Origin of the sequence: Amedibacterium intestinale, assembly GCF_010537335.1 — a bacterium.
GTDB classification, from domain to species: Bacteria; Bacillota_I; Bacilli_A; order Erysipelotrichales; family Erysipelotrichaceae; genus Amedibacterium; species Amedibacterium intestinale.
This window is the reverse complement of the sequence record NZ_AP019711.1, coordinates 889797-914910: the sequence shown is the minus strand read 5'-3', so window position 1 is coordinate 914910 and position 25114 is coordinate 889797. Positions and strand designations below refer to the sequence as shown.

Annotated in this window: 21 protein-coding genes; 20 read left to right on the top strand and 1 reads right to left on the bottom strand. The window is 34.3% G+C overall.

What is annotated here, in order from left to right; translation table 11 throughout:
• Window positions 1-161 precede the first annotated feature (161 nt).
• The 19 genes from A9CBEGH2_RS04725 (at window position 162) to A9CBEGH2_RS04635 (ending at window position 22302) form a co-directional block, all read left to right on the top strand.
• Complete coding sequence (locus tag A9CBEGH2_RS04725; RefSeq protein ID WP_163104371.1) at window positions 162-1112, top strand: helix-turn-helix domain-containing protein; 951 nt, start codon at window positions 162-164, stop codon at window positions 1110-1112.
• Entirely contained in the window at window positions 1096-1686 is a 591-nt protein-coding gene (pgsA, locus tag A9CBEGH2_RS04720) for a CDP-diacylglycerol--glycerol-3-phosphate 3-phosphatidyltransferase (RefSeq protein WP_115715030.1), read from the top strand. The genes A9CBEGH2_RS04725 and pgsA overlap by 17 nt, the downstream gene beginning before the upstream one ends.
• A complete protein-coding gene (locus A9CBEGH2_RS04715; protein WP_115715029.1) occupies window positions 1687-2151 on the top strand; it encodes a CinA family protein in 465 nt (154 codons plus the stop codon).
• Window positions 2152-2164: 13 nt separating this feature from the next.
• Complete coding sequence (gene recA, locus A9CBEGH2_RS04710) at window positions 2165-3187, top strand: recombinase RecA (protein ID WP_118276886.1); 1023 nt, start codon at window positions 2165-2167, stop codon at window positions 3185-3187.
• Between the two features lie 366 nt (window positions 3188-3553).
• Window positions 3554-5107, top strand: coding sequence for a ribonuclease Y (rny, locus tag A9CBEGH2_RS04705; RefSeq protein WP_115715027.1), 1554 nt, complete (start codon window positions 3554-3556; stop codon window positions 5105-5107).
• Between the two features lie 2 nt (window positions 5108-5109).
• Window positions 5110-5898: a TIGR00282 family metallophosphoesterase gene (locus A9CBEGH2_RS04700; RefSeq protein ID WP_115715026.1), complete on the top strand. Its 789-nt coding sequence runs from the start codon at window positions 5110-5112 to the stop codon at window positions 5896-5898.
• 195 nt (window positions 5899-6093) lie between these two features.
• Entirely contained in the window at window positions 6094-6267 is a 174-nt protein-coding gene (locus tag A9CBEGH2_RS04695) for a 4Fe-4S binding protein (protein ID WP_115715025.1), read from the top strand.
• A gap of 86 nt (window positions 6268-6353) precedes the next feature.
• On the top strand, window positions 6354-7790 hold the full coding sequence (gene miaB / locus A9CBEGH2_RS04690; RefSeq protein ID WP_118276887.1) for a tRNA (N6-isopentenyl adenosine(37)-C2)-methylthiotransferase MiaB: 1437 nt from the start codon (window positions 6354-6356) through the stop codon (window positions 7788-7790).
• 129 nt (window positions 7791-7919) lie between these two features.
• On the top strand, window positions 7920-9578 hold the full coding sequence (locus A9CBEGH2_RS04685; RefSeq protein ID WP_163104369.1) for a ribonuclease J: 1659 nt from the start codon (window positions 7920-7922) through the stop codon (window positions 9576-9578).
• 17 nt (window positions 9579-9595) lie between these two features.
• Entirely contained in the window at window positions 9596-11950 is a 2355-nt protein-coding gene (locus A9CBEGH2_RS04680; protein ID WP_118276888.1) for a DNA translocase FtsK, read from the top strand.
• Window positions 11943-13451, top strand: coding sequence for a YjjI family glycine radical enzyme (locus tag A9CBEGH2_RS04675; protein ID WP_115715021.1), 1509 nt, complete (start codon window positions 11943-11945; stop codon window positions 13449-13451). Before A9CBEGH2_RS04680 ends, A9CBEGH2_RS04675 begins: the two co-directional genes overlap by 8 nt.
• Window positions 13429-14268 carry a YjjW family glycine radical enzyme activase gene (locus A9CBEGH2_RS04670; RefSeq protein ID WP_118276889.1) on the top strand — a complete coding sequence of 280 codons (840 nt, stop codon included), beginning with the start codon at window positions 13429-13431 and terminating at the stop codon, window positions 14266-14268. Before A9CBEGH2_RS04675 ends, A9CBEGH2_RS04670 begins: the two co-directional genes overlap by 23 nt.
• A 145-nt stretch (window positions 14269-14413) precedes the next feature.
• Window positions 14414-15490 (top strand): BMP family lipoprotein, encoded by a 1077-nt coding sequence (locus A9CBEGH2_RS04665; RefSeq protein ID WP_118276890.1) that lies wholly within the window; start codon window positions 14414-14416, stop codon window positions 15488-15490.
• A gap of 113 nt (window positions 15491-15603) precedes the next feature.
• Window positions 15604-17133 carry an ABC transporter ATP-binding protein gene (locus tag A9CBEGH2_RS04660; protein ID WP_118276891.1) on the top strand — a complete coding sequence of 510 codons (1530 nt, stop codon included), beginning with the start codon at window positions 15604-15606 and terminating at the stop codon, window positions 17131-17133.
• Entirely contained in the window at window positions 17126-18232 is a 1107-nt protein-coding gene (locus A9CBEGH2_RS04655; RefSeq protein ID WP_163104367.1) for an ABC transporter permease, read from the top strand. Before A9CBEGH2_RS04660 ends, A9CBEGH2_RS04655 begins: the two co-directional genes overlap by 8 nt.
• Window positions 18232-19182, top strand: coding sequence for an ABC transporter permease (locus A9CBEGH2_RS04650; RefSeq protein WP_115715016.1), 951 nt, complete (start codon window positions 18232-18234; stop codon window positions 19180-19182). Before A9CBEGH2_RS04655 ends, A9CBEGH2_RS04650 begins: the two co-directional genes overlap by 1 nt.
• 125 nt (window positions 19183-19307) lie before the next feature.
• Complete coding sequence (yfmF, locus tag A9CBEGH2_RS04645; protein ID WP_118276893.1) at window positions 19308-20558, top strand: EF-P 5-aminopentanol modification-associated protein YfmF; 1251 nt, start codon at window positions 19308-19310, stop codon at window positions 20556-20558.
• Window positions 20542-21825 carry an EF-P 5-aminopentanol modification-associated protein YfmH gene (gene yfmH, locus A9CBEGH2_RS04640; RefSeq protein WP_118276894.1) on the top strand — a complete coding sequence of 428 codons (1284 nt, stop codon included), beginning with the start codon at window positions 20542-20544 and terminating at the stop codon, window positions 21823-21825. The genes yfmF and yfmH overlap by 17 nt, the downstream gene beginning before the upstream one ends.
• Before the next feature lie 156 nt (window positions 21826-21981).
• Window positions 21982-22302, top strand: coding sequence for a single-stranded DNA-binding protein (locus A9CBEGH2_RS04635; protein ID WP_115715013.1), 321 nt, complete (start codon window positions 21982-21984; stop codon window positions 22300-22302).
• 104 nt (window positions 22303-22406) lie between these two features.
• On the opposite strand, the gene rpsD is transcribed toward A9CBEGH2_RS04635, so the two are convergent.
• Window positions 22407-23009, bottom strand: a complete 603-nt coding sequence (gene rpsD / locus A9CBEGH2_RS04630; protein ID WP_115715012.1) for a 30S ribosomal protein S4 — start codon at window positions 23007-23009, stop codon at window positions 22407-22409.
• Window positions 23010-23359: 350 nt separating this feature from the next.
• Between rpsD and A9CBEGH2_RS04625 the strand changes: the two genes are divergently transcribed.
• Entirely contained in the window at window positions 23360-25114 is a 1755-nt protein-coding gene (locus tag A9CBEGH2_RS04625; RefSeq protein ID WP_118276895.1) for a septation ring formation regulator EzrA, read from the top strand.

Genomic DNA, 25114 nt, shown 5'->3' with positions numbered 1-25114 from the left:
AAAATTACTGAAAATATTGGAATTTTGAAAAAAGTATGTGAAATGTATGGAAAATTCCTAAAAAATTTTACAATTTATTCTTTGCTTGCTATAATGATAATATCTATCAATATGCTATTGTAGTGGTAATTTAATTTGTTTTTTAGTTGAAGAGGTGTGTTATGGAAAATATCGGTAAAATGCTAAAGGAAAAAAGATTAGAACTTGGTTTAAGTGTAGATGACATCAGTGAGAAAACTCGTTTAACACCAAAACATGTCAAAGCATTGGAAGAAGGAGATATGTCTTTTTTTCATGAGGATTTGTCATATTTGCGTTTTTTTGTTAAATCTTATTGTGAAGCGGTAAATGTTGATTTCGAAGATGTAAAAGATGAATTAAGAGAAAGTATCGATGATTATACGACAACTTTTCTTAATAAAGCGGAGTTGACACATCAGGAAATCGAGAAGAACGTTTCACGTTCAGAGCGTTTAAGTCGTGTTCAAAGCAGTGATACGGGACGGCGTTCTTTGCGTATTCAAAAGCCGGATGTATCTTTGGTTTCTTTAGTAGCAATTATTGGTGTAGTAGCCATTATAATTTTATTTGCCTTTGTTATCTTTTTGAAAACAGGTAATAAAAATGATGACTTAAGCCAGAAACAGCCGGTTGCACCGATTCAAAATAAAGTTGGGGAAAATGTTACGGAAGAAAATTCTAATAAACCTTCTTCCGATAATTCTGGCGAAAAAGAAGAAATGGAAATTGTTGCCGGTGATGATGCAACTCACTTTTTCTTAACAAATGTAAAAGATGGCGATAAGTTAAAAGTAGATACTGCATTTAATGGAAGTAATTCGGGTTATAGCGTTACTATCATTAATGATGGTAATGAAGAGGTTCGTAACAATGAGGTTTACAACATGGGACAGACTGCCTCAACAGAAGTAGAAGTTAAAAAGGGAACTAAAATTAATGTTTATGTTGGATGCATGTATCAAACAGAAATTAAAATCAATGACAAAGTTGTAAAATTAGACAGTTCTGTCAATCCGTCTACATGGACTGGATCTTGTACTTCTTATACTTTTGAATTTACAGTAGGTGATCAAAATGAATCTTCCAAATAAATTATCGCTGTTTCGCGTTGCTTTGGTGCCTATCATTGTCATACTTTTTTTGACAGATGGTATTATGGAATGTTTTCGTATTCATACAGCAAATGGGGATATCGTGTTTACTTTATCAGACATCTTAGTATTTGTATTATTTGCAGTCGCATCTTTTACCGATTTTTTGGATGGAAAAATTGCTAGAAGCCGTAATCTTATTACATCTTTTGGTAAATTCGTTGATCCAATTGCGGATAAATTACTAGTAAACAGTATGTTGATTCTGTTTGCCTGTACTTCTCGTATTTCTGTTTTAGCTGTGCTTTTGATGATATGGCGTGATATGATTGTAGATGGGCTTCGTATGAACGCCAGTGCAAAAGGAAAAGTTGTTGCTGCAGGAATGCTGGGGAAAATAAAAACAGTGTTACAGATGTTTGCAATTATTTTCCTAATGCTAAAAAATTTGCCATTTGCATTTGTAGGTATTCCAATGGATCAGATCTTGTTATGGGCTGCAACGATCGTATCTCTTGCAAGTGGAATTCAATATTTCATACAATTAAAAGATATTGTTATGGAGTCAATGTAAATGGAAGAACTGTTAGATTGTCTGAAAAATAAGCATTTAACGATAGGGAGCTGTGAGAGTTTTACAGCTGGGTTGTTTTGTGCAAAGCTAGCTGAAATCAGTGGAGCAAGCGCTGTGTTAAAAGGTGGTATCGTGACATATGCAACCGACATAAAAACGAATGTTGTTGGAGTTAGCAGTGAAGTTGTTGAAAAAGATGGGGTAATCAGCAGTTCCTGCGCAAAAGAAATGGCATTAAAGACAAAAAAAATGCTAGGTTGCGATATTTGTGTATCTTTTACAGGGAATGCTGGACCCTCCGCTATGGAAAATAAGCCGGCAGGGCTAGTGTATATTGGAATAGCATATAAAGATGAATGTCGTGTATATGAGCAAAACATAAAAGGAAATCGAAACACTGTTCGTGAAGATGCGATTTTTTATGCAGCTAACAAGATTAAAGAATGGATTCAGGAAATATCCTGAGGAAAGGATATAAATGGCAATGGAAGAAAAGAATAAAAAAGTAGACGAAAAAAAAGATGCTTTACTAAATGATGCAATTAAAGCAATTGAAAAACAGTATGGCAAAGGGAGTATAATGAAGCTTGGGGAACGCGCTGCGGTTGAAATTGATGCTATCAGCAGCGGTTCTATTAAAATTGATGAAGCTTTAGGAATCGGAGGATATCCAAAAGGGCGTATTATTGAAATCTATGGACCAGAGTCAAGTGGTAAGACTACTTTGGCTTTGCATGCAATTGCAGAGGTGCAAAAAAAAGGTGGACGTGCAGCTTTTATTGATGCGGAGAATGCAATTGATCCAAATTATGCAAAAAATTTAGGTGTAAATATTGATGAATTGATTCTTTCTCAGCCGGATAGTGGGGAGCAGGCGCTGGAAATTACAGAAATGCTAGTTAAAAGTGGTGCAATTGACTTAGTTGTAGTTGACTCTGTTGCAGCCCTGGTACCACAAGCAGAATTAGATGGTGAAATGGGAGATGCACAGGTTGGGTTACAGGCTCGTTTGATGTCAAAGGCGATGCGTAAATTAAGTGGTGTCATGAACAAAAGTGAATGTACTGCTATCTTCATTAACCAGTTAAGAGAAAAAGTTGGAGTTATGTTTGGAAATCCGGAAACAACACCTGGAGGAAGAGCTTTAAAGTTTTATTCTAGTGTTCGTTTGGATATTCGACGCAGTGAGGCTATTAAAAGCGGTACGGATATTATTGGAAACAAGGTAAATGTAAAAGTTGTAAAAAACAAAGTGGCTCCACCTTTCAAAACAGCTGCTATTGAAATTATGTATGGCGAAGGAATTTCTTATGTGGCAGAACTGCTTGACTTATGTGTTGATAATGAAATTGTGAATAAAAGTGGTTCCTGGTTTTCTTATAATGGAGAAAAAATTGCACAAGGCAAAGAATCAGCAAAAGCTTTTATTAAAGCAAATCCTGCGTTAATGGAAGAGCTTGCTGCTAAGTTAAAAGAAAAGAAAGAACGAAAGGAGGATTAATTCCTCCTTTCAGACCGTTGACAAAGTCGCTCTTTGAGCAGACTTTGTCATTCGGTCTTTTTTTATCCCCACTTTTGTATAAAAAACAGGTGATTTTAAGCTATCATTTACCAAAAATCACCTAGTAAAAGGAATCTTTCTACCACTTTTTTTAAATTGGTTTTATATATTTTCAAAATATATAGTTTGTCAACAACCTGAAAGGAGGATTAATTCCTCCTTTTTTGCAAGCTCTTTCAATGAATGATTTTATCTTTTTTTCATTTTGTAAAAAATATGGTTTTTTGTTGTGAAAAGCTAAAAAATTTAGTACAATAACAATTAGGGAAGACTCCCGAAGAAAAAGACGAATGGAGGAATCGTGTTATGAATAGTACACTGATTATCTTTTTGTCTGTGTTGGCAGGTCTTGCAGGTGGGATTGTTCTTATGTTTGCAATCTCTAAAGCAGGTTTAAATAAAGATCAGCAAAAGGCCTCATTATTGTTGAAAGAAGCTGAAGCAAAAGCAGATGCTACAGTGAAACAGGCAGTATTGGATGGTCGTACACAAGCTCATGAATTAAAAATTGCGGCAGAAAAAGAAATAAAAGAACGCAAGCAGGAAATTACCGATATGGAAAATAAACTCCTGCGCAGAGAAGATAATCTGAATTTTCGTGATGAAACTTTAACTAGCAAAGAAAAACAGATTGATTTGAAAAGTGCACAATTAGCTGACAAAATGGCAATGCTAGATGAAAAAGATAAAGAATTGCAGGCCAAAATTGACGTTCAGGTAGAAGAATTGGAACGTGTTGCGGCAATGACAAGCGCAGAGGCAAAAGAAGAATTGTTTGCCATTACTGAAAAAAGAATGGAAAAAGAACTTGTTGCTTATATCAAAGAAAAAGAAGATGAAGCAAAAAGTACAGCGGATGAAAAAGCGCGTAATATTATTGCGCAAAGTATTCAAAGACTGTCTTCCGATGAAACTATAGATAGAACAGTTTCTGTAGTTGCTTTGCCATCTGAAGAGATGAAAGGTCGCATCATTGGCCGTGAAGGTAGAAATATTAAAGCTATTGAACAGGCTACAGGTGTTGATTTAATTATTGATGATACACCGGAAACTATTACAGTTTCATGCTTTGATCCAATCCGTCGTGAAGTTGCTCGTTTAGCCTTAGAGCATTTGATCCGTGATGGACGTATTCAGCCAGGACGTATTGAAGAGGTTGTTAACAAAATCAAAAAAGAAATGGATAGCAATATCATGAAAACAGGTGAAGATACTGTTTTCAAGTTAGGAATCGGAAAAATCGACAGAGAAATTATTCGAATGATCGGTCGATTAAAATATCGTTATTCCTATGGACAAAATGCACTTCAGCACAGTATGGAAGTTGCGCATTTAGCAGGGATGATGGCTGCAGAACTTGGCTTAAATCAGCAGTTGGCAAAACGTGCTGGATTGCTGCATGACATTGGAAAAGCAATGGACTTCGAAGTAGAAGGAAGCCATATAGAATTAGGATATAAGTTTTGTAAAAAACATGGTGAAAAAGACGTTGTGTTAAATGCAATTCAATCCCATCATGGGGAAGTTGAACCAGCATATCTAATCAGCAATCTTGTAATTGCGGCTGACACTATCAGTGCTGCACGACCTGGTGCGCGTTATGAATCTTTACAGAATTACATTAATCGTTTAGAAGATCTTGAGAAAATTACTCGTTCCTTTGACGGTGTTGATTCATCGTATGCTATTCAGGCGGGTAGAGAAGTGCGTGTAATGGTTTTACCAGACAAAGTTGATGATCTTGCATGTCATAAACTGGCTCGTGATATTAAAGATAAAATTGAAGCAGAACTTACTTATCCAGGACAAATTAAGGTTACAGTTATTCGTGAAACACGTTCTTGCGAATTAGCTAAATAATTATGAAGATTTTGTTTATTGGTGATATAGTTGGTTCTGTAGGACGTGAAGTAGTAAGAGAAAATTTACCAAAACTAAAAGAGCAATATCAAATTGATTTAGTGATTGGTAATGGTGAAAATGCAGCTCATGGAAAAGGTATTACAAAGAAAATCTATCGTCAGCTGCTGAGTTATGGTATTGATATTATCACAATGGGGAATCATACTTTCTCAAAGAATGATTTATATTCATTTATTGATGAAGCTGAGCGCATGGTTCGCCCTGCCAATATGGAACCTGTTGATGTAGGGGAACATACTATTGTAGTAAAGGTAAATGGAAAACGCGTGGCTGTTACAAATTTGATTGGTGAAGTATGGATGAACAATGTTGTCGATTCGCCATTCTACTGTATGGAGGATATATTAGATAATATTGAAGCGGATATTTATTTAGTAGACTTACATGCAGAAGCGACAAGCGAAAAGATTGCCTTTACATATCATTTTTGTGATCGTGTGAGTGCTGTGGTAGGTACGCATACACATGTGCAAACATCCGATGAGCGTATCGTTTATGGATGTGGAGCTATTACGGATTTGGGAATGTGTGGTGCTTACACTAGTGTTTTAGGACGTGATGTAGAAGAAATTATTACTCGTTTTACATCCGATAAAAAAACAAAATATAAAATTGCAGAAGGCCCTGGTATTTTTTGTGGGGCAGTTATGGAACTGGATGATGAAACAGGACGCTGTGTTGATATTGAGCGAATTCGTATCTGTCCAGAAAATATAGAAGTAATGTAGAGTGATGATTCCTTTGATAAGGAACATCACTTTTCTTATATGTTGTAAATTAAAATTACATTTATGAAAAAAGTGTTTTCATAAACTTAAATGAGAAAGTGTAGTGTAAGGGTTTATAATTTGGTTTAAAAGCTTGCAAGGAAACATGATTATTTGATATAATACATGTGGTTGTAAAAAAAGGAGGAATATACAATGGCAGTTAATGTTAATGCTGAAACATGCATCGGTTGCGGTGCTTGTGTTGGGGTTTGCCCAGTAGGTGCTTTATCAATGAATGATGAAGGTAAATCTACTTGTGATGAAAGTGCATGTATCGATTGCGGTACTTGTTTATCTGCATGCCCTGTAGATGCAATTTCTCAGTAAACCAAGTAGCAATGCTTGGTTTTTTTAAAAAATTAAAACCATTAATATGGTTTCTATATAGATGATGAAGAAAGTAGGAAGAAATTATGAAAAAACAGCCAGGATGGGCGTTGCCTAACCTACAAGAAGCACAAAAAAGAACAACAAAAGAATCGCATGTTGAGCGCTCCCTTTTTCAAATTCCTGATGAAATAAGAAAAATCGGACAGGGTAAGAAATATTTTTTGAGAACATATGGGTGTCAGGCAAATGAACGCGACTCTGAGACATTAGCGGGTATTTTGGAACAACTTCAATTTACTGCTGTCGATAAAGCAGAGGATGCAGATTTAATTCTGATGAATACTTGTGCGATACGTAAAAATGCAGAGGATAAGGTTCTTGGTGAACTAGGGTCTTTAAAACGTTTAAAAAGAACAAATCCTGATATTATTTTTGGTTTATGTGGATGCATGGCACAGGAAGAAGATATTATTTCTTTATTGCTGGAAAAATATCGTCATGTTAACTTAGTGTTTGGTACACATAATTTACATCGACTTCCTGAATTGTTATATGAGGTTATGACAACAGGTAAACCTTGTATTGAAGTATTATCAAAAGAAGGCGATGTTATTGAGAATTTGCCAGTTAAACGTTTTGGACATCATAAAGCATGGGTAAACATTATGTATGGCTGTGATAAATTTTGTACATACTGCATTGTACCTTATACAAGAGGAAAAGAACGTTCTCGTTTAATGGAAGATATTCTTGATGAAGTGCGTCAACTAAAAGAAGAAGGTTATAAAGAGATTACGTTATTAGGACAAAATGTTAACTCTTATGGAAAAGATTTACATTTAGAAGGTGGTTTTGCACGCTTATTAGAAGAAACAGCAAAAATTGGCGTAGAGCGTATTCGTTTTACAACTTCACACCCATGGGATTTTTCAGATGAGATGATTGATGTGATTGCGCGTTATGACAATATAATGCCATTTATCCATCTTCCAGTACAAAGCGGTGATGATGAAATTTTAAAAATCATGGGAAGACGCTATACAAGAGAACAATATTTAACTCTATTCCATAAAATAAAAGAAAGGGTAAAAAATTGTGCTTTTTCAACCGATATTATTGTTGGATTTCCAAATGAAACAGATGAGCAGTTTGAACATACATTAGAGCTTGTTGATGAGTGTAAATTTGATAATGCATTTACCTTCATTTATTCACCAAGAGAGGGTACACCTGCAGCACGTATGCAAGACAATGTAAGTCTTGAAACAAAACAGAAAAGACTGGCAATCTTGAATGAAAGATGGAATGCTTATGCACACGAGAAAAATGAAGCTTATCTTGAAAAAGTTGTAAAGGTGCTTGTTGATGGTGCCAGCAAGAAAAATAAAGATGTATACAGTGGTTATACAGAAACAAATAAATTGGTAAATTTTACAGCAAACAATGTAAAACCTGGTGATATTGTTGAAGTTCGTATAACTGCATGCAAAACATTCTCTTTAGACGGAGAACAATGTTAAAAAGTGAGAAATCACTTTTTTTCTGTCTTTTTTAGCATTAGTAGTGGTATAATAAAGTTAGTTTATTGTGGGTTTACATATATTATTTATAATAAAATTATGAAATCGTAGCTAATGGAGGTTAAATTTATGGATCAGGTACGCATTTTTGCACTTGGTGGACTTGATGAAAACGGAAAAAATATGTATGTCGTTGAAGTCAATGAAGCTATTTTTATCATTGAGGCCGGTTTAAAATATCCAGATACCGGACAATTAGGAGTAGAATTTATAATTCCTGATTTCTCTTATCTGATTGAAAATAAAGATCGAATCAAAGGGATTTTTATCACACATGCACATGATGATGTGATTGCGGCATTGCCATATCTTCTAAAACAGATTAATATACCTGTTTACACTGGCGCATTAACTGCAAGTATATTGCATGAAACTTTAAAAAAAGAGGGAATTAAAGATGTTAAAATTCATCGCATGAAAAGAACAAGCCGTCAGGTAATTGGTGGTGTGAAAGTACGAACATTCCCAATGACACATGCATTTCCGGATAATTTTGGTATAGCAATCAACACAGATCAGGGGTATATCGTATATACGGGGGAATTTATCGTAGATTATGATATGCTGCAGGAAGAATATCTATGTGATTTAAATGAATTAAGTGATATTGGAAAAAAAGGTGTTCTTTGTTTACTAAGTGAATCTCAAGGTGTTGAACAAAGTGGACATACCGCTCCAAGACATCGAATTACTTCCTTAATTGAACCAATCTTTGAAGCAAGTACAAGTCGTATTTTAATTTCATGTTATTCACAAAGTTTGTTTAGAATAATAGAAATTATTGAATTAGCAAAAAAACAGAATCGTCGTATTTTCTTCCATGATAAAGGGATACGTGATTTATTAAAACATCTGGAAACTATGAAGTATTATAGAGTTCCTAAAGATATGTTAATTAGCGAAAAAGAATTTTCTGATGATATGGAAGATGTTGTAGTACTTGTATCAGGAATAGGAAAAAATTTATTCCGTACAATGACGAACATTGCTAATCATGAAGATAAATATGTTAGTTTCCGTACTAGTGATACAATTATTGTTGCAAGTCCAATTGTTTCTGGTACTGAACTAGATGCAAACAATATGGAAAATGAAATCTACAAAGAAGGTGGAAAGATTTTTACTTTAAGCAGTAAAACAGTTTTATCTATGCATCCTTCTGTAGAAGATTTAAAAATGATGTTATATTTGTTCCGCCCAAAATATTATATACCTGTCAAAGGGGAATCTCGTCATTTGTTTATGAATGCAAATTTAGCAATGAGTGTAGGGTATTCTGCAGATCGAATCGTTGTTTTAGAAAATGGACAGATTGCGACTTTTGAAAATAAAGTTTTAAAGAGTGTTGCAGAACATATAGAACTAGAAGATACGCTGATTGATGGAAAAGAAAACTGGGATGTTACAGGGGTTGTGTTAAAAGATCGTGAAGTATTATCTACCGATGGTGTTATGATCATTGGGGTAGGTGTTAATTTTAAAACGAAAAAAGTTATTAATGGACCAGATGTACAGACTCGTGGTTTAATTTATTTAAAGGATGCTGAGCATATCATTAAAGAAGTTGGAAATATTATGGAAGAGTGCATCAATACAGCAGTAGAGGAAAAACGCTACGAAAATTTAACTGTGCGCGGAGAAGCACGTGATAAAATTGTTCGTTATTTATTAAAAGAAACTGGAAAACGTCCTATGGTATTGCCAGTAATTATTGAAATTAACGAATAGTAAAATAGGAGAGAGAAATGGCAGCTAAAAAAAAGACAAGAAAGACGCAAAAGAAACAGCAGAATAAGCAGCAGGAAATAATGGTTTATGTATATTCTCTTGCACTTATTACATTGTCCATTATTGGCTGTCTAAAAATTGGATTTGTTGGTGAGGTTCTAACGGGGGTTATACAGCTTGTTTTTGGAAACCTATATGGAGTGTTGTATGCTGTTGTTATTGTATTTAGTATATTATGGATGTTAAAGAAATCTGTGAAAGATATTCCTTTACAGTATAGTATTGGAGTAGGAGTGCTTTTGACTGCATGGATTCTTGCGTCTGCATTACCTGAAGATGAAACTATAAAGGGAATGGCGATTTTTAATTCTTATGTGAAAAATGCTTTTAGTGTCTTAACATTGGAAGCATCATCAAAAGGCGGCATCATTGGTGCTTTATTAGTTTCTGTATGTACATTCCTGTTTGATTTTATTGGGACAAAAATCTTAATTATTGCTTTACTGGTGTTAGGCTGTATATTAATTATCAGTGGCCCTGTGTATGCCCATTTGAAGCAGAGAGCTTCATCTGTGAAAAAGCCAATAGCAGGTGTTAGAGAAAGTTTGAAACAGAAAAAGGAAAATAGGAATAGAGCAAAACAGCAAGAAGAAGATGATCAGGTAGATGAAAAAGAAAATACAAAGCAAAGTGTTTTTGATAGTATCAATCTAGAAGAAAGGATTCGACCAGGTCAAGTTTCTTTTCTTGATGTTGATGATGATTTTGATATTGTAACAGATAAAAGAAGCAATGCTTCTTCAAATTCTTTATTTTTGAATGCAGATGAAGAGAAGAAAACATCCGTTCTTGAAGATAAAAAGCAAGAAGATAAACGCATAATCGAAGAAACGATTGGGATGAAAGATACGTTTACATCTTCATTTGATGAAGATTATACAAACTATCGTCTGCCTCGTTTGACACTTTTAAATGATGCTGGTAAAAAAGGAAGAAGTCGTACAAATATAGAGGCGGCTAATGAAAGTGGAAGACAGTTAATTGAAATTTTAGATCAGTTTGGTGTAAAGGCAACCCTTGTGGCAACACATATTGGGCCTGCTGTAACGAAATTTGAAGTAAAACCAGATCTAGGGGTTCGTGTGAATAAGATTAGCAATCTGCAATATGATATAAAAATGGCCTTGGCTGCGAAAGATATTCGCATAGAAGCACCGATTCCAGGAAAAAGTGCAGTAGGTATTGAAATACCTAATGTCGAAAAAACAATGGTACACATGAAAGAACTCCTAAAAACAGTTCCATCGAAATATGAGAAATCGAAATTATTGTTTGCTTTGGGTAAAGATTTGATGGGGAATTCTGTTTACGGAGAATTAAATAAAATGCCGCATCTATTGATTGCGGGAGCTACAGGCAGTGGGAAGAGTGTATGTGTGAACTCTATCATTACTTCGATTTTGATGAGAACAAAACCAGATGAAGTAAAATTGCTTTTAGTTGATCCTAAAAAAGTTGAATTTACTCCTTATCGTCAAGTTCCCCATTTGTTAGGTCCTGTCATCACAGATGGAGAAGAGGCAAATCGAGCTTTAAAAGTTATCGTTAATATGATGGATAAACGATATGAATTATTTGCACTGGCAGGTGTTCGAAATATCGGTGGATACAATACCTATATAGAAGAACATCCAGAAGAAGGTTTAAAAAGATTGCCATGGATTGTTGTAATTATTGATGAGTTGGCAGATTTGATGCTGGTTGCGGCAAAAGAGGTTGAAGCAAGCATTCAGCGTATTACTCAGCTGGCAAGAGCAGCTGGTATTCATTTGATTGTTGCGACGCAGCGTCCCAGTGTAGATGTTATTACTGGTGTCATTAAAGCAAATATACCATCTCGTATCGCATTTGCCGTTTCCAGTGCTGTTGATTCTAGAACTATTTTAGATCAGATGGGTGCAGAAAAACTGTTAGGATATGGAGATATGTTATATATTCCTGTAGGAGAAACGAATGCTGTTCGCGTACAGGGAGTATTTGTTAGTGACCAGGAAGTTCAAAATATATGTGATTTTGTGAGCCGTCAGGCAAAACCAAAGTATGAAGATGCCTTTCTTCGTTTAGAAGCATTGGATAGCAGTTTATCTAATAAAGATGAAGAAGCAGATCCATTGTATGAAGAAGTAAAACAGTTTATAATATCTACAAGGAAAGCGAGTACATCGTTAATACAAAGAAAATTTAGTATTGGCTATGCACGCGCTGCCAGATTGATTGATGTTTTAGAAGAGCGTGGAATTATTGGTCCAAGCAGAGGAAGCAAACCAAGGGAAGTATTGGTTAGATATGAAGAGGAGGATTCTTATGAGTAGAGTAAAAAATATTATTAGTGATTCGACATTAACGTATCATCAGCAGGTATTGGCACTAGCACGATTAGCAGAAAATGATGATGATTCATTACCATTAGAGCCAGAGTTTGAACAAGCTTTAAAAGATCAGACATTATGCGATTTAGGAGAAGGAAGAGCGCCATATAGACCGCGATATATATTGCCTGATTACCGTATTCTTATGGAAAAAGGATGTAGTTTTTTAGGACTTTCTCCTGCAGCCGATATTTGGGAGGCGTGTAATAATCTATTGATTATGTATAAGCATGTTCCAAGTATCACATCTTTTCCTGTTTATTTAGGAAACTTTACTGATTTATTTGCCCCTTTTGATAAAGATGAACAGGAAACAAGAAAAGCACTAAAAATGTTTTTGCTGCATATTGATAAAACATTAACGGATTCTTTTGTTCATGCCAATATTGGACCTAAAGATAGTCGCGTAAACCGAATTCTTTTAGACTTAACCAAAGAAATGCAGCTTGCTATTCCAAACTTGACATTACTGTATGACCCAAAACAGACAAGCGATGATTTTGCAAAAGCATGTATTGATTGTATGCTGGCAACATCTAAGCCAAGTTTTGCGAATGATGTGATGTATCGTGGTGATGGAATCGGAGAATATGGTATTGCAAGTTGTTATAACGCGTTAAAAATTGGAGGTGGAGGTTATACGCTTCCACGTATACGTTTATATAATGTGGCTACAAAAGCAAAAGACAAAGATGATTTCTTACAAAATGTACTGCCTCATTATGCACAATTGATGTTGCGAAATATGGATGCTCGTATACGTTATATTGTAGAAGAAAGCAACTTCTTTAAATGTAATTTCCTAGTTAAAGAAGGATTCGTTAAACGTGAAAACTTTACTGGAATGTTTGGGGTAGTTGGATTAGCTGAATGTTGTAATTATCTATTGGGTATTGATGATCCTGCAAAAGGATATGGGCATAATGAAGAAGCAGAAAAACTTGGAAACGTAATCATGGATAAATTAGAATCAATTGTCAAGGCACATCATGGTTTATATTGTGAAGGCTGCAATAACCAGTATGTTCTTCATGCTCAGGTAGGAATTGACAGCGATGGAAGGGAAAACTCTCCAGGAGCTAGAATTCCAATTGGAGTAGAACCTGAATTGTGCGACCATATACAGGTTGAGTGTAAATTCCATAAATACTTTGTGTCAGGTATTGGTGATATTTTCCGTTTTGATGATACATGGAACAATACTCCAGAGGCTTTGCTGGATATTATCAAAGGTGCATTTGCACAGGGAATGCGTTATTTTACAGGATATAATGCAGATAATGATGTCGTTCGAGTAACAGGATATCTTGTTAAGAAGAGCGAGATTGAAAAACTTGATCATCATGAAGCTAGTTTAAATAATGTAACTGTTTTTGGACAAGGTGCAAGAAATACTGCAAAAGCATTGGATCGTAGAATTTATGATGAAAGCTCCCGTAAATAAAATTATTCCTTTTTCGAATGTAGATGGCCCAGGGAATCGCTGTGCCATCTTTTTTCAAAGCTGTCCTTTTTCCTGTCTGTACTGCCATAATCCAGAAACGATCCATATGTGCAGAAGTTGTGGAAAATGTGTTGAAACATGTCCTGTAGACGCTTTGGAACTAAAAGATGGGGCAGTAAAGTGGAATCCAGTACGTTGTGTAGACTGCGATACATGTATTAAAACATGTGAATATCTTGCTTCTCCTAAAATTCGTTTTATGAGCGTAGAAGAACTTGTAGCGGAAATAAAGAAGAGAAAAGCTTTTTTACGCGGGATTACAGTAAGTGGTGGAGAATGTATGAATCAATCAGCATTCTTGCTGGAATTATTTAAGGAAGTAAAAAAACTTGGTTTATCTTGTTTGATTGATAGTAATGGTTATTATGACTTTGAACTGTATCCAGAGTTGATGGATCTTTGTGATGGTGTTATGTTAGATGTTAAAGCTGTTGATCCTGTATTTCACAAAGAGTTATGCGGTTGTTCAAATGAAACAGTGTTAAAAAACCTAGATTATCTTTTGAAAATTCATAAGTTAGAAGAAGTACGTACGGTTATTCTACCTTATTTAGATGAACAAAATGAAAAAACAGTTCGTTATGTTAGTGAAAAAATTAAAGATAAAAGTCGTTATAAACTGATACGTTATCGCAAATATGGAGTTCGTGAAGAGGGACTTAACAAGCTGGGGGAAGAAAATGTATCTTTAGAATATATGGAGACTTATAAAAAGATTTGTGCAGAAAATGGCAATAAAGAAAGTGTTATCATTTAGTTTTATTTTATTTTATGATTTCTATGTCTACATATGCGATATTTTAACTCTTGTATAAAATAACATAGTAGGTTTCTTGACAAAGAGAGCTAAATTGATGTAAAATTTTTTTAGGACCAGTAGGAAAGGGTCATGGAGGATTAATATGAAAAAATTATTGAGTATGGCATTAGTTGCAGCTATGTCTATGACAGCATTGGCTGGATGTGCTAGCAACAGCGGCGATGCAAGTGGCAAAGATGGGGAAGGAAATTGTCCTATCAAAGTTGGTTTTGTTACTGATACAGGTGGTATTGATGACAAATCATTTAATCAGGGTTCTTGGGAAGGTATTGAAAAATGGAGAACAGATAATAACTTGCCTGAAAAATGTATAAGTTATGTACAGTCTAAAGCTGAAGCTGATTATGTACCAAACTTAAGCAGTCTTGCAGATGATGGCTTTGACTTGGTAGTTGCAGCTGGTTATTTATTTGAAGATGCTATGAAAGAAGTTTCTGGAAAATATCCAGATACAAAATTCTTTGTAATTGATACAGTAGTTCCAGGAGATAATGTAGAAAGTGGTATGTTTGCTGCTGAACAGTCTTCTTATTTAGTTGGTATTGCTGCAGCTATGCAGGCAAAAGCTGCAGGTGGAGATACAGTAGGTTTTGTCGGTGGTATGGATTCAGAATTAATTCAGACATTCCAGGCAGGATATGAACAAGGTGTTAAATCTGTTGATAAAAATATGAAAGTTATGGTAAATTATGCAGGAGCATTTGATGATCCTACAAAAGGTGGAAATTTAGCTAATATGCAGTATGATGCTGGCGCTAAAGTTGTTTACCACTCTGCAGGTAATACTGGAAGTGGTGTGATCAAAGCAGCTAAAGAACGTACAGAAAAAGGTGATACTGTATGGGCAATTGGTGTAGACCGTGATCAGTACGAAGATGGTAAGTATGGAAAAGATGGAAAATCAGTTATCCTTACATCTGCGTTAAAACGTGTAGATGTTGCTACATATAATGTTGCGACTGCTGCAATGAATGGTGAGTTTAAAGGCGGAACAACAGTAAACTTTGATATTAAAAACGAAGGTGTAGGAATTCCTGCTGAAAACCCTAATTTAAGTAAAGATATTCAAGATGCATTGAATAAAGCTGTAAAAGATATCAAAGATGGAAAAGTAAAAGTTAGCACTAAAGCAAAAATTAAAGATGGGAATATAGGATAAAAATTGTACAGTTTAGACAGGTGAAAAAACCTGTCTTTTTTATCTATTGTTCTATATAAATTTATGATATAATATTATTGAGTTTCATAAGGAACGATAGAAGGAGGATACCCATGGAGTATGCAGTAGAAATGCTGAATATTACAAAAGATTTTCCTGGAATTCGTGCGAATGATGATGTTACCATTCGCCTGAAAAAAGGAAGTATTCATGCATTGCTTGGGGAAAATGGTGCTGGTAAATCAACACTAATGTCAATTTTGTTCGGTTTATATCAGCCGACAAGCGGAATAATTAAAATAAATGGTAAAGAGGTTGTTATCAGTGACCCAAATGTAGCAACTGATCTTGGTATTGGTATGGTTCATCAGCACTTTAAACTGGTAGAATGTTTTACGGTAACGGAAAATATTATTTTAGGAATGGAACCTACGAAATATGGAATGGTTGATTTGAAAACAGCTCGTAAACAAATTATTGAATTAAGTGAGCAATATGGTTTACAAATTGATCCAGATGCGAAAATCAGTGAAATCACGGTAGGAATGCAGCAACGTGTAGAAATTTTAAAAATGCTGTATCGTAATGCAGATATTTTGATTTTCGATGAGCCAACAGCGGTATTGACGCCACAGGAAATCGAAGATTTAATTAAAATCATGCATAACCTTATAAAAGAAGGAAAAAGTATACTTTTGATTACTCACAAGCTAAAAGAAATCAAAGAAGTAGCAGATGAATGTAGCGTGCTTCGTCGTGGAAAATATATTGGTACTGTTAATGTTGCGGATACAACGGAACAGGAAATGGCGGATATGATGGTGGGTCGAAATGTTAAGTTTAATGTTGATAAAACTGAAGCTAAACCACAAAATATTGTGCTTGACATGCAAAATGTAAGTGTAAAAAATCCAAAAGGGATAATCTCTTTAAAAAATGTGTCTTTACAGGTTCGTGCAGGTGAAATTTTAGGGATTGCCGGTATTGATGGAAATGGACAAGAAGAACTTGTTTATGGTCTTACAGGGCTTAGTAAAGTAGTAAACGGAAAAATCTTGATTAATGGAAAAGATATTACGCATAAAAACATAAAAGACCGTTATAAAGAAGGTATGGGACATATTCCAGCAGACCGTCATAAACATGGGTTGATTCTTGATTTTTCTTTAAAAGAAAATTTTGTTATTCATGCATATGATCAGGAACCTTTCTCTAAGCATGGAGTACTCCAGCCAGATGAAATCAGTAAGTATGCAGAACGCTTAATTGATGAGTTTGATGTGCGCAGTGGGAAAGGTAAAGACAGTTTAACACGAAGCATGTCGGGTGGAAATCAGCAAAAAGCGATTATTGCTAGAGAAATTGATCGCTCTCCGGATTTATTAGTTGTTGTTCAGCCAACGCGTGGACTGGATGTTGGAGCAATCGAATATATACATAAAAGAATTATACAAGAAAGAGATAAAGGAAAAGCAATCCTGCTTGTATCTTTTGAACTGGATGAAATTTTAGATCTGTCTGATCGTATTGCTGTATTGTTTGAAGGTCAAATTACTACAACATTAAATGCTAAAGATACAAACGAAAAAGAACTTGGATTGTATATGAGTGGTTCAAAAAAAGGAGGAGATATAAATGAATAATAAAAAAGAAACATTAAAAATCTCCTTGATTGCAATTTTTCTTGGTATTTTACTTGGAGTTGTTATCCTGCTTGTTTCAGGAAAAAACCCATTTTTGCTATTCAACTCCTTTTTAAGAGGGATTATTGGTGTTGATTTAATAAAAGGCAATGGTGTTAATCTTCGTTATTTTGGAGAATTTATTGTAACAAGTATGCCAATTGTTTTAACTGGTTTGTCTGTGGGTTTTGCTTATCGTACGGGCTTATTTAATATTGGCGCAGAGGGGCAGTTAATGGTAGGTGCAATGACTTCTATCGTTGTTGCGATTCTTGTGCCTATGCCAGCTGGTATTCATGCTATTGTTTGTGTTCTTTCAGGTACTCTTGCAGGGGCATTGTGGGGTTTTATTCCTGGATTCTTTAAAAGCAAATGGAACGTACATGAAGTTGTTATTTGTATTATGATGAATTACATTGGACTTTATTTTTCTAACTGGGCTATTCGATCTCTTCCTGGTTCTACGGAATCAAAATCTGAAATCATCAATTCTACAGCTTCATTAAGCTCGTCTTTTTTAGCAGATGTTACCAATCATTCTCGTTTGAATTGGGGCATTATTTTTGTCATTCTTGCAGTAGTTGCTTATTGGTTTATTTTGGAAAAAACAAGTTTTGGATATAACTTACGTGCTACTGGATTTAATAAAGAAGGGGCTCGCTATGCTGGGATGAAAGTAAATCGTAACATTATATATTCTATGATGATTGCAGGTGCTTTGGCAGGTTTAGCTGGAGCTATTGTATCTTTGGGTACATTTAATATGGGACGTGTACTAACTACTTTTGAAAACTATGGATTTGATGGAATCGCAGTGGCATTGACAGGGGCTTGTAATGCAATCGGTATTGTACTGTCAGGTTTATTATTTGGTTTATTAAAAGTTATTCAACCAATGCTTCAAATCAATGGAGTGCCTAAAGAAATCGGAGAAATTATCTCCTCTTCTATTGTATTGTTTGTTGCAATGCAGTATGGTATAAAAATGTTCATCGGCTGGATAGCAAAAAAGAAAGTTGAAAAAAATGATAAGACAACGATAAAGAAAGGTGGACAATAATGGATTTGCTATATAGTATGGTTCCTCTTGCATTAGGGGTAGCAACACCTATTATTATCTCTTCTTTAGGTGGTTTGTTTTCTGAAAGAAGCGGTATTGTAAACATTGCTTTGGAAGGTATTATGCTTGTGGGTGCATTTGCTGGTGCTACTTCTTCTATTTTATTGGAAGGTAGTCTTGGTGCTTTGGCACCATGGGTTGGTATTTTAATAGGTGCTTTCTTTGGAATGCTTTTTTCACTTATTCATGCATTTGCATCTATTCATTTAAAAGCAGATCAAACAATTTCAGGTACTGCTTTGAATATGCTTTCTACAGGATTAACTGTTTATTTGTGTCAGATTATTTTTGATGCACAGCGCTCTCCTAATTTTCAGGAAAGTTTCTCAAAAATTAGTGTTCCAGTATTATCAGATATTCCTGTAATAGGTGATTTGTTCTTTACAGATGTTTATCCAACGTTCTTTATTAGTATCGTACTTGTTTTTATTACATACTTTGTTGTATTTAAATCTAAATTTGGTTTGCATTTACGTTCATGTGGAGAATATCCGCAGGCAAGTGCATCTATGGGAATTAATGTGATTAAGATGCGTTATGCTGGCGTTTTAATTAGTGGAGCTTTAGCTGGGTTATCTGGTGCTATTATGGTTCTTACAATGGATATTCAGTTCACAGTAAGTTCCATTCATGGTGTTGGTTTTATTGCATTGGCTTGTTTGATTTTTGGAAAATGGAACCCTTTTGGATGTCTAGGAGCTGGAATTTTCTTTGGATTTTCGCAGGTACTTTCAATGTTCTCTGGACAGATTCCTGTTATTGGAAGTTTCCCAAGTGAATTCTTCTTTGCAATCCCTTATGTTCTTACAGTTATTGCTCTTGTATTATTCGCAAGAAAAAGTGTTGGGCCAAAAGCAAGTGGTGAAATTTACGACGCTGGAAAACGATAGTTATTAGAACTGCTGCAATGCAGTTCTTTTTCATTATAAAAAAATATGATACAATGAATGTCGCTGACATAGTTTTAAACAATTAGTGTCATACTATAAAAGTAAGAAAAGAACGAGGTAACAATATGAAAATTATAGATGGTGTAAATTTAAATGCGATTCCTACACAAAAATTTAAAGATATTGGAATCAGTATACGTTTTCAAAATGAATTAAAGGATGAAACAGCGGCTGCTCGATCATTGTTAGCTTTGATGTTATGTGATCGATGTAAAGTGTATGATACAAAAGAAAAAATGACAAAGAAACAAGATGAATTGTATGGGGCAGTTTTAGGCACACAAACATTAGGTTATGGGAAATCTCATGTTATTGAGTTTCGCTGTAAAGTGATTCACCCCTCATATGTAACAAACGAAGATAGTTATTTAAAAAATGTTTTTTCTTTTCTAAAAGAAATTATATTTCATCCTTTGTTAAATGAGGAAGTGTTTGAAGAATCAAAAAAGGTTTTGATTTCAAAATCAAAGCGTATGATAGATGATCCTTCTCAGCTTGTAATAAGTGAAGGGTTAAAAGCAGCAGGAACCAATACACCTTTAGGAATTTCATCTTTAGGAGAGCTAAAACATATTGAAAAATTATGTCTTCAGGATGTACAAAATGCATATACATCTATGCTTAATGAAGATTGCATTCAGGTTCTTGTTTGTGGAGATGTTTTGGAAAAGGAAATATTCTCTTATGTTAAAAATTTTCCATTTAAGGAGCGAAGTCAAAAATTTGCTTCTTATTATGTAGTATCAAATGATGATGAAAAGCAGAAAAAATATATGTATAAAAATATATCACAAAGTTATTTGATGATGGTTTGGTTCACAAATATTTCATTACTAGATACAAAATATTATGCCTTGCGTTTAGCAAATGCAGTTTTAGGACAGTACTCATCTTCTTTATTATTCCAGGAAGTTAGAGAAAAAAGAAGTTTGTGTTACACTATATATTCTAATATAATCTCTTATGATGGCGTTTTAGGTGTAACTACCGGTATAGAAAAAGAACATATTGATGAAGTGATTGAGTTGATACGTGAACAGATTGATGTTATCTGTCAAGGTAATTTCAGTGATGAATTGTTAGAGGTTAGTCGAAAAATGATTATAAATTCTATTAAAAGTGGAAGAGATAATATGAATACGCTTATGGCTCAGGAATATCAAAACATATTATTAAATCGTGAATGGGATACAAAAATTATGATAGAACATATTTCAAAAGTAACTAAAGAAGATGTATGTGAAGTTATGCAGCTGTGCAAAGAAAAAATGGTGTTTGTTTTGACAAAGGAGGATTCTGATGAAAAAGATTGTTAATGAAAGATATAAAGAGAGTTATGTGGAAGAAACTTTGTCAAATGGACTTCATGTTGTTTTGTGGCAAAAACCGGATTATCAAAAATCTTTGTTTATGATGGCGACACCACTTGGAGCATTGGATATAGAACAAGTAGACAGTAAAGGAAACAATTATCGTTTTCCTGCAGGGATTGCACATTTTTTAGAACATAAGATGTTTGAAACTAAAGAAGGAGATATCATGGAAGAGTTTTCTAAAATGGGAGCTAATGTTAATGCGTTTACTTCGTATACAGAAACTGTCTATTATTTCACATGTGCATCTGATGTTGAGAAACCGCTGAATCTTTTGCTTGATTTTGTGCAGGAATTAAATATTAGTGAAGCCTCAGTAGAAAAAGAAAAAGGCATCATTATACAGGAATTAAATATGTATAAACAGATGAGTGATTCCAGATTATTAAATGAAACATATGCATCTTTATTTTCAAAGCATCCTTTGCGTTATGATATTGGAGGAGATGACAAAAGTGTTTCATCTACAACAGTAGAAGATTTAAGAAACTGCTATCATTTAAATTATCATCCACAGCGTATGGTGTTAGTGGGAGTGTGTTCCGATGATCCTAAACGCATTATGGAAATTATACGCAAAAACCAGGAAGGGAAGCATTTTGAACCGATTGAAGCAGTAAAAAGAAAAGAATTTATTGAGCCTAAGAATACGAATAGAGAAATATACACTTTTTCAATGGATATTCAAACACCAAAAGTATCACTTTCTTATAAGTTAGATGGTATTGAGGATGTAAAAAAACGCATTTATGCAGAATGGTGTATTCGTATGATGATAGATTCTGTGTTTAGTTCATTGAATCCAGAATACCAAGACTGGATTGATCAGGGTATTATAAATGATTTTGTTGGTGGAGATATAGATTTTGGCAAAGATTATGGAGTGTTGATGTTTTATGGAGAAACAGAGAAGAGGAAAGAATTTTATTCTTTGATTGAATCTGTTGTTGAAAGGATCAGCAAAGGGGATATTCAGGAAGATGTGCTGCAGCAGTTGAAAAGAAGATATTTTGGACAAACGATTCGCAGTTTAAATAGTTTTGACGATATTGCTATTACATTTGTGCGTAACTATTTTGATCAAACAGATTTTTTTGTTTCGTTAGATATTCTAGATAAAATCTGTTTGGAAGATATTAAAGAGTGCTGCAAGTTCATAGTAAAAGAACATAAAAGTATTATTGAGATTATGCCAGAAAAAAGCCAGTAATTTAAACTTAATTTGAAGAAAAAAGGCAGAACTTAGGGATATAGTAATAAAAATCCTTAAATTCTGTCTTTTATTGTATTTTCTATGTATATTTGCCTTTTTGTTTCTATATGTTTTTCCATGCATAATATAAACATAAAAGAAAGGATGGATATTATGAATTTAATAGTATTTGTAGGAAAAATAAAAGAAATTCCTGTATTGAAAGAATCTACTCATGGGAATACGTATGCCACAATGAAAATTGAGGTTACACGTCCTTTTGCCAACAGTGAAGGTGTTTATGAAACGGATGAATTTTCTGTAACACTTTGGAAAGGTATTGCACAAACTACGGTTCAAGTTGCAGGAGAGGGAGATGTTGTCGCAATAAAAGGCAGAATGCAGTCGCGTCCTTATGAAACAAAGGATGGTACAACGTATTTAAGTTATGATATTATTGCAGAGAAAGTATCTTTTATTGGAAAAGAAGGATAAAATTTTATAAAAATGTTTTCTTTCTTATACAGCACCTTTGTTGGTGCTGTTTTAATTTGCAAGAATAAAACAAAATAAAAAAGTCCACGAGGACTTTTTTATTACTATCTGTTGTAGAATTCTACTACTAGAAGTTCGTTGATTTCCTGATTTAATTCACTTCTTTCAGGAAGACGAAGGTAAGTACCTTTTTTTGCGTCTTTGTCTACATCAACAAATGCAACAGTATTTAAATTAGCTTCTAGAGCTTCAGCAATAGATGCCATGTTTTTAGATTTTTCTTTAACTTCAATTGTAGAACCAGGTTTCACAATAAAGCTAGGAATATCTACTTTTTTACCATTTACAAGAATGTGTCCGTGGTTAACAAGCTGACGAGCACCACGACGAGTACGAGCAAATCCTAAACGATAAACGATGTTATCAAGTCTTGATTCCAACAATCCTAAGAAGTTGTCACCAGTAACACCTTTCATTTTGTTTGCTTTTGTATAAGTGTTAAAGAACTGACGTTCATTTAATCCATACATGAAACGGATTTTCTGTTTTTCGCGTAACTGTAAACCATAGTTCGTTAGTTTTACACGTTTTGTTGGTCCATGCTGACCTGGTGCATAAGCACGTTTCTGAAGTTCTTCTCCGGTTTCTAGAATTGAGAAACCAAGACGGCGGGATGTTTTCCAAACCGGTCCAGTTAATCTTGACATTTCTATGTCCTCCTTATTGTTTTATAGCTATAAAACAATAACAGTACAAATCATCATTACAATGTGTTCATACTTACGACACCATCACTCAAGGCAGCCGAGTTACTCGATGTCCCGTATCTTTTACGTTATGAACGCATACCTGTAAGACTTTGCATGCTGCTATCAATTTTATGCTTTATAATTCTAACAAAACGATGCGTAGGTGTCAATATTGAACTTTTAAAAAAAAGTAAGAAAAATGGAAAAGGTGCTTTGGATTGAAATGAGTTATATGATATAATAAAAAAGGTAATACACTGTGAAAGGGAGTTCCCTGTACAAATGAAAACTTGAAAGAGGTGCCTTTTATGAAAGAGTTCATTAATAATATAAAAAATGTTATATCAGCAGAAATGTTGATTTATATATTGATAGCTGTTGTTTTACTCGTTATTCTATCAATTCTGATGATGGCTTTACGCCAGAAGAAAGCTCGAAAAAAACTGGAAGATCTAGAACTGCATTATAATTCTTTGAAGAGTGTTCCTTTGGCTTTTAAGTTAAATAAAGCTGTAGCTTTATCCAGAGTTAATGAAATGATGGCTGAAACAGTCGAAACTTGTCGCAATGATTTTGATAATATTCAGGAAGAGCTTAAAGAGTGCAGCGTTTCCTTGGCTGAAATAGATGACTTGATTTATGTGCATAAAGTAAAAGGCGCTTTAAAAAAGATGTCTTCAATGGAACAAAGCATTGCGTTGCTTGACACCAAAATTCAAGGTGTGAATAATACTCTTGATGAGGTGTTGGAACAGGAAAGCGAACAGCGAGCTTCTATTAATGAATTAAAAGAAAGATTTCGCAAAGTTAAACGTGCAATTAATGAAAACAAGGCTTCTTTTTCCCAGTCATACGAACATATGGAAACAGAGGTCGCTTCAGTTGAAAAAATGTTCTCTGTATTTGAAGAATGGATGTTTGCTTCAGAATTTAATAAGGCTGCGGATCAGCAAAATGAAATTCGTGATGTTTTGCAGCATCTAGAAGAACTTACGCAGTCCTTGCCTCAATTATATGAAAAGGCAAAAGGTCTTCTGCCTCGAATGATTGATGAGGTGGGATTTCATTATGCACAAGTTAAGAACAAAGGTGTTTATATTGAACATTTGGAAATACGTAAAAATTTAGATGTTATTTCTGAAATGCTGAAAAACAATTTAACTAAGCTTCGAAATGGCAATCCAAAAGGTGTAGATGAGGATTTGCTTGAGTGTGAAAAAAGAATTAACCAGTTGGAAGAGCAAATATCGAAAGAAGAAAAAGCTTTTGATGAAATAAATGAAAATGTAGATCTTTTATTTGATGATGTGAAAGAAATCAATCATGACATTGAGGAAATTTCTAAATTATATAAACGTGTATATGAACGTTTTGGATTTGAAAACTGGTCTGAAAAATTAGCTGATGTAGCTGATAAATTGGCAGTACTAAACGATATGCAGCGTAAACTTGATAAAGTTATCGTTGATAAAGGAATCCCATATACGACAATCTTAGTTGCTTATCATGAACTTGAACAAAGTATTACTGCATTTCGCAAAGAAGTGTCAGATATGAAAGAAAAACTGAACAAAGCATGCAGTGATGAGGAACGTGCAAAAAAACAAATGGTAAAACTGCAGCTAATCTTAAATGAAATTCGTGTCAAAATGTCAAAACATCGCTTGCCAAATGTTTCTCAGAAATACAAGGATGATTTACATAAGGGAGAAGATATGCTAAAGGATATGCAAATTGTTCTTGATCACTCTCCATTAGATGTAAAGCAGTTAAACGGGCTATTAAAAAATGCAATTGATTATATTTATACATTATATAATGATGTCAATAATTTAGTTGGAATGGCAATTATGGTAGAAAATACAATTGTCTTTGGCAATCGCTATCGTTCTACGTATGCAGATATTGATTCAGAATTAACACGTGCAGAATTGTGCTTTAGAAATGGACAATATACAAAGGCATTGAAAATTGGAATTCAGTGTATTGAGAAAATTCATCCAGGCGCATACGAAAAAATGATGGAGAAGCATTCACAAGAGCAGTTGAAGGTGGAAGAATAA

Excerpts from the sequence above, each read along its gene's own strand:
- A9CBEGH2_RS04725 (WP_163104371.1), top strand. The coding sequence starts at position 162 with ATGGAAAATATCGGTAAAATGCTAAAGGAAAAAAGATTAGAACTTGGT.
- pgsA (WP_115715030.1), top strand. The coding sequence starts at position 1,096 with ATGAATCTTCCAAATAAATTATCGCTGTTTCGCGTTGCTTTGGTGCCT.
- A9CBEGH2_RS04715 (WP_115715029.1), top strand. The coding sequence starts at position 1,687 with ATGGAAGAACTGTTAGATTGTCTGAAAAATAAGCATTTAACGATAGGG.
- recA (WP_118276886.1), top strand. The coding sequence starts at position 2,165 with ATGGCAATGGAAGAAAAGAATAAAAAAGTAGACGAAAAAAAAGATGCT.
- rny (WP_115715027.1), top strand. The coding sequence starts at position 3,554 with ATGAATAGTACACTGATTATCTTTTTGTCTGTGTTGGCAGGTCTTGCA.
- A9CBEGH2_RS04700 (WP_115715026.1), top strand. The coding sequence starts at position 5,110 with ATGAAGATTTTGTTTATTGGTGATATAGTTGGTTCTGTAGGACGTGAA.
- A9CBEGH2_RS04695 (WP_115715025.1), top strand. The coding sequence starts at position 6,094 with ATGGCAGTTAATGTTAATGCTGAAACATGCATCGGTTGCGGTGCTTGT.
- miaB (WP_118276887.1), top strand. The coding sequence starts at position 6,354 with ATGAAAAAACAGCCAGGATGGGCGTTGCCTAACCTACAAGAAGCACAA.
- A9CBEGH2_RS04685 (WP_163104369.1), top strand. The coding sequence starts at position 7,920 with ATGGATCAGGTACGCATTTTTGCACTTGGTGGACTTGATGAAAACGGA.
- A9CBEGH2_RS04680 (WP_118276888.1), top strand. The coding sequence starts at position 9,596 with ATGGCAGCTAAAAAAAAGACAAGAAAGACGCAAAAGAAACAGCAGAAT.
- A9CBEGH2_RS04675 (WP_115715021.1), top strand. The coding sequence starts at position 11,943 with ATGAGTAGAGTAAAAAATATTATTAGTGATTCGACATTAACGTATCAT.
- A9CBEGH2_RS04670 (WP_118276889.1), top strand. The coding sequence starts at position 13,429 with ATGATGAAAGCTCCCGTAAATAAAATTATTCCTTTTTCGAATGTAGAT.
- A9CBEGH2_RS04665 (WP_118276890.1), top strand. The coding sequence starts at position 14,414 with ATGAAAAAATTATTGAGTATGGCATTAGTTGCAGCTATGTCTATGACA.
- A9CBEGH2_RS04660 (WP_118276891.1), top strand. The coding sequence starts at position 15,604 with ATGGAGTATGCAGTAGAAATGCTGAATATTACAAAAGATTTTCCTGGA.
- A9CBEGH2_RS04655 (WP_163104367.1), top strand. The coding sequence starts at position 17,126 with ATGAATAATAAAAAAGAAACATTAAAAATCTCCTTGATTGCAATTTTT.
- A9CBEGH2_RS04650 (WP_115715016.1), top strand. The coding sequence starts at position 18,232 with ATGGATTTGCTATATAGTATGGTTCCTCTTGCATTAGGGGTAGCAACA.
- yfmF (WP_118276893.1), top strand. The coding sequence starts at position 19,308 with ATGAAAATTATAGATGGTGTAAATTTAAATGCGATTCCTACACAAAAA.
- yfmH (WP_118276894.1), top strand. The coding sequence starts at position 20,542 with ATGAAAAAGATTGTTAATGAAAGATATAAAGAGAGTTATGTGGAAGAA.
- A9CBEGH2_RS04635 (WP_115715013.1), top strand. The coding sequence starts at position 21,982 with ATGAATTTAATAGTATTTGTAGGAAAAATAAAAGAAATTCCTGTATTG.
- rpsD (WP_115715012.1), bottom strand. The coding sequence starts at position 23,009 with ATGTCAAGATTAACTGGACCGGTTTGGAAAACATCCCGCCGTCTTGGT.
- A9CBEGH2_RS04625 (WP_118276895.1), top strand. The coding sequence starts at position 23,360 with ATGAAAGAGTTCATTAATAATATAAAAAATGTTATATCAGCAGAAATG.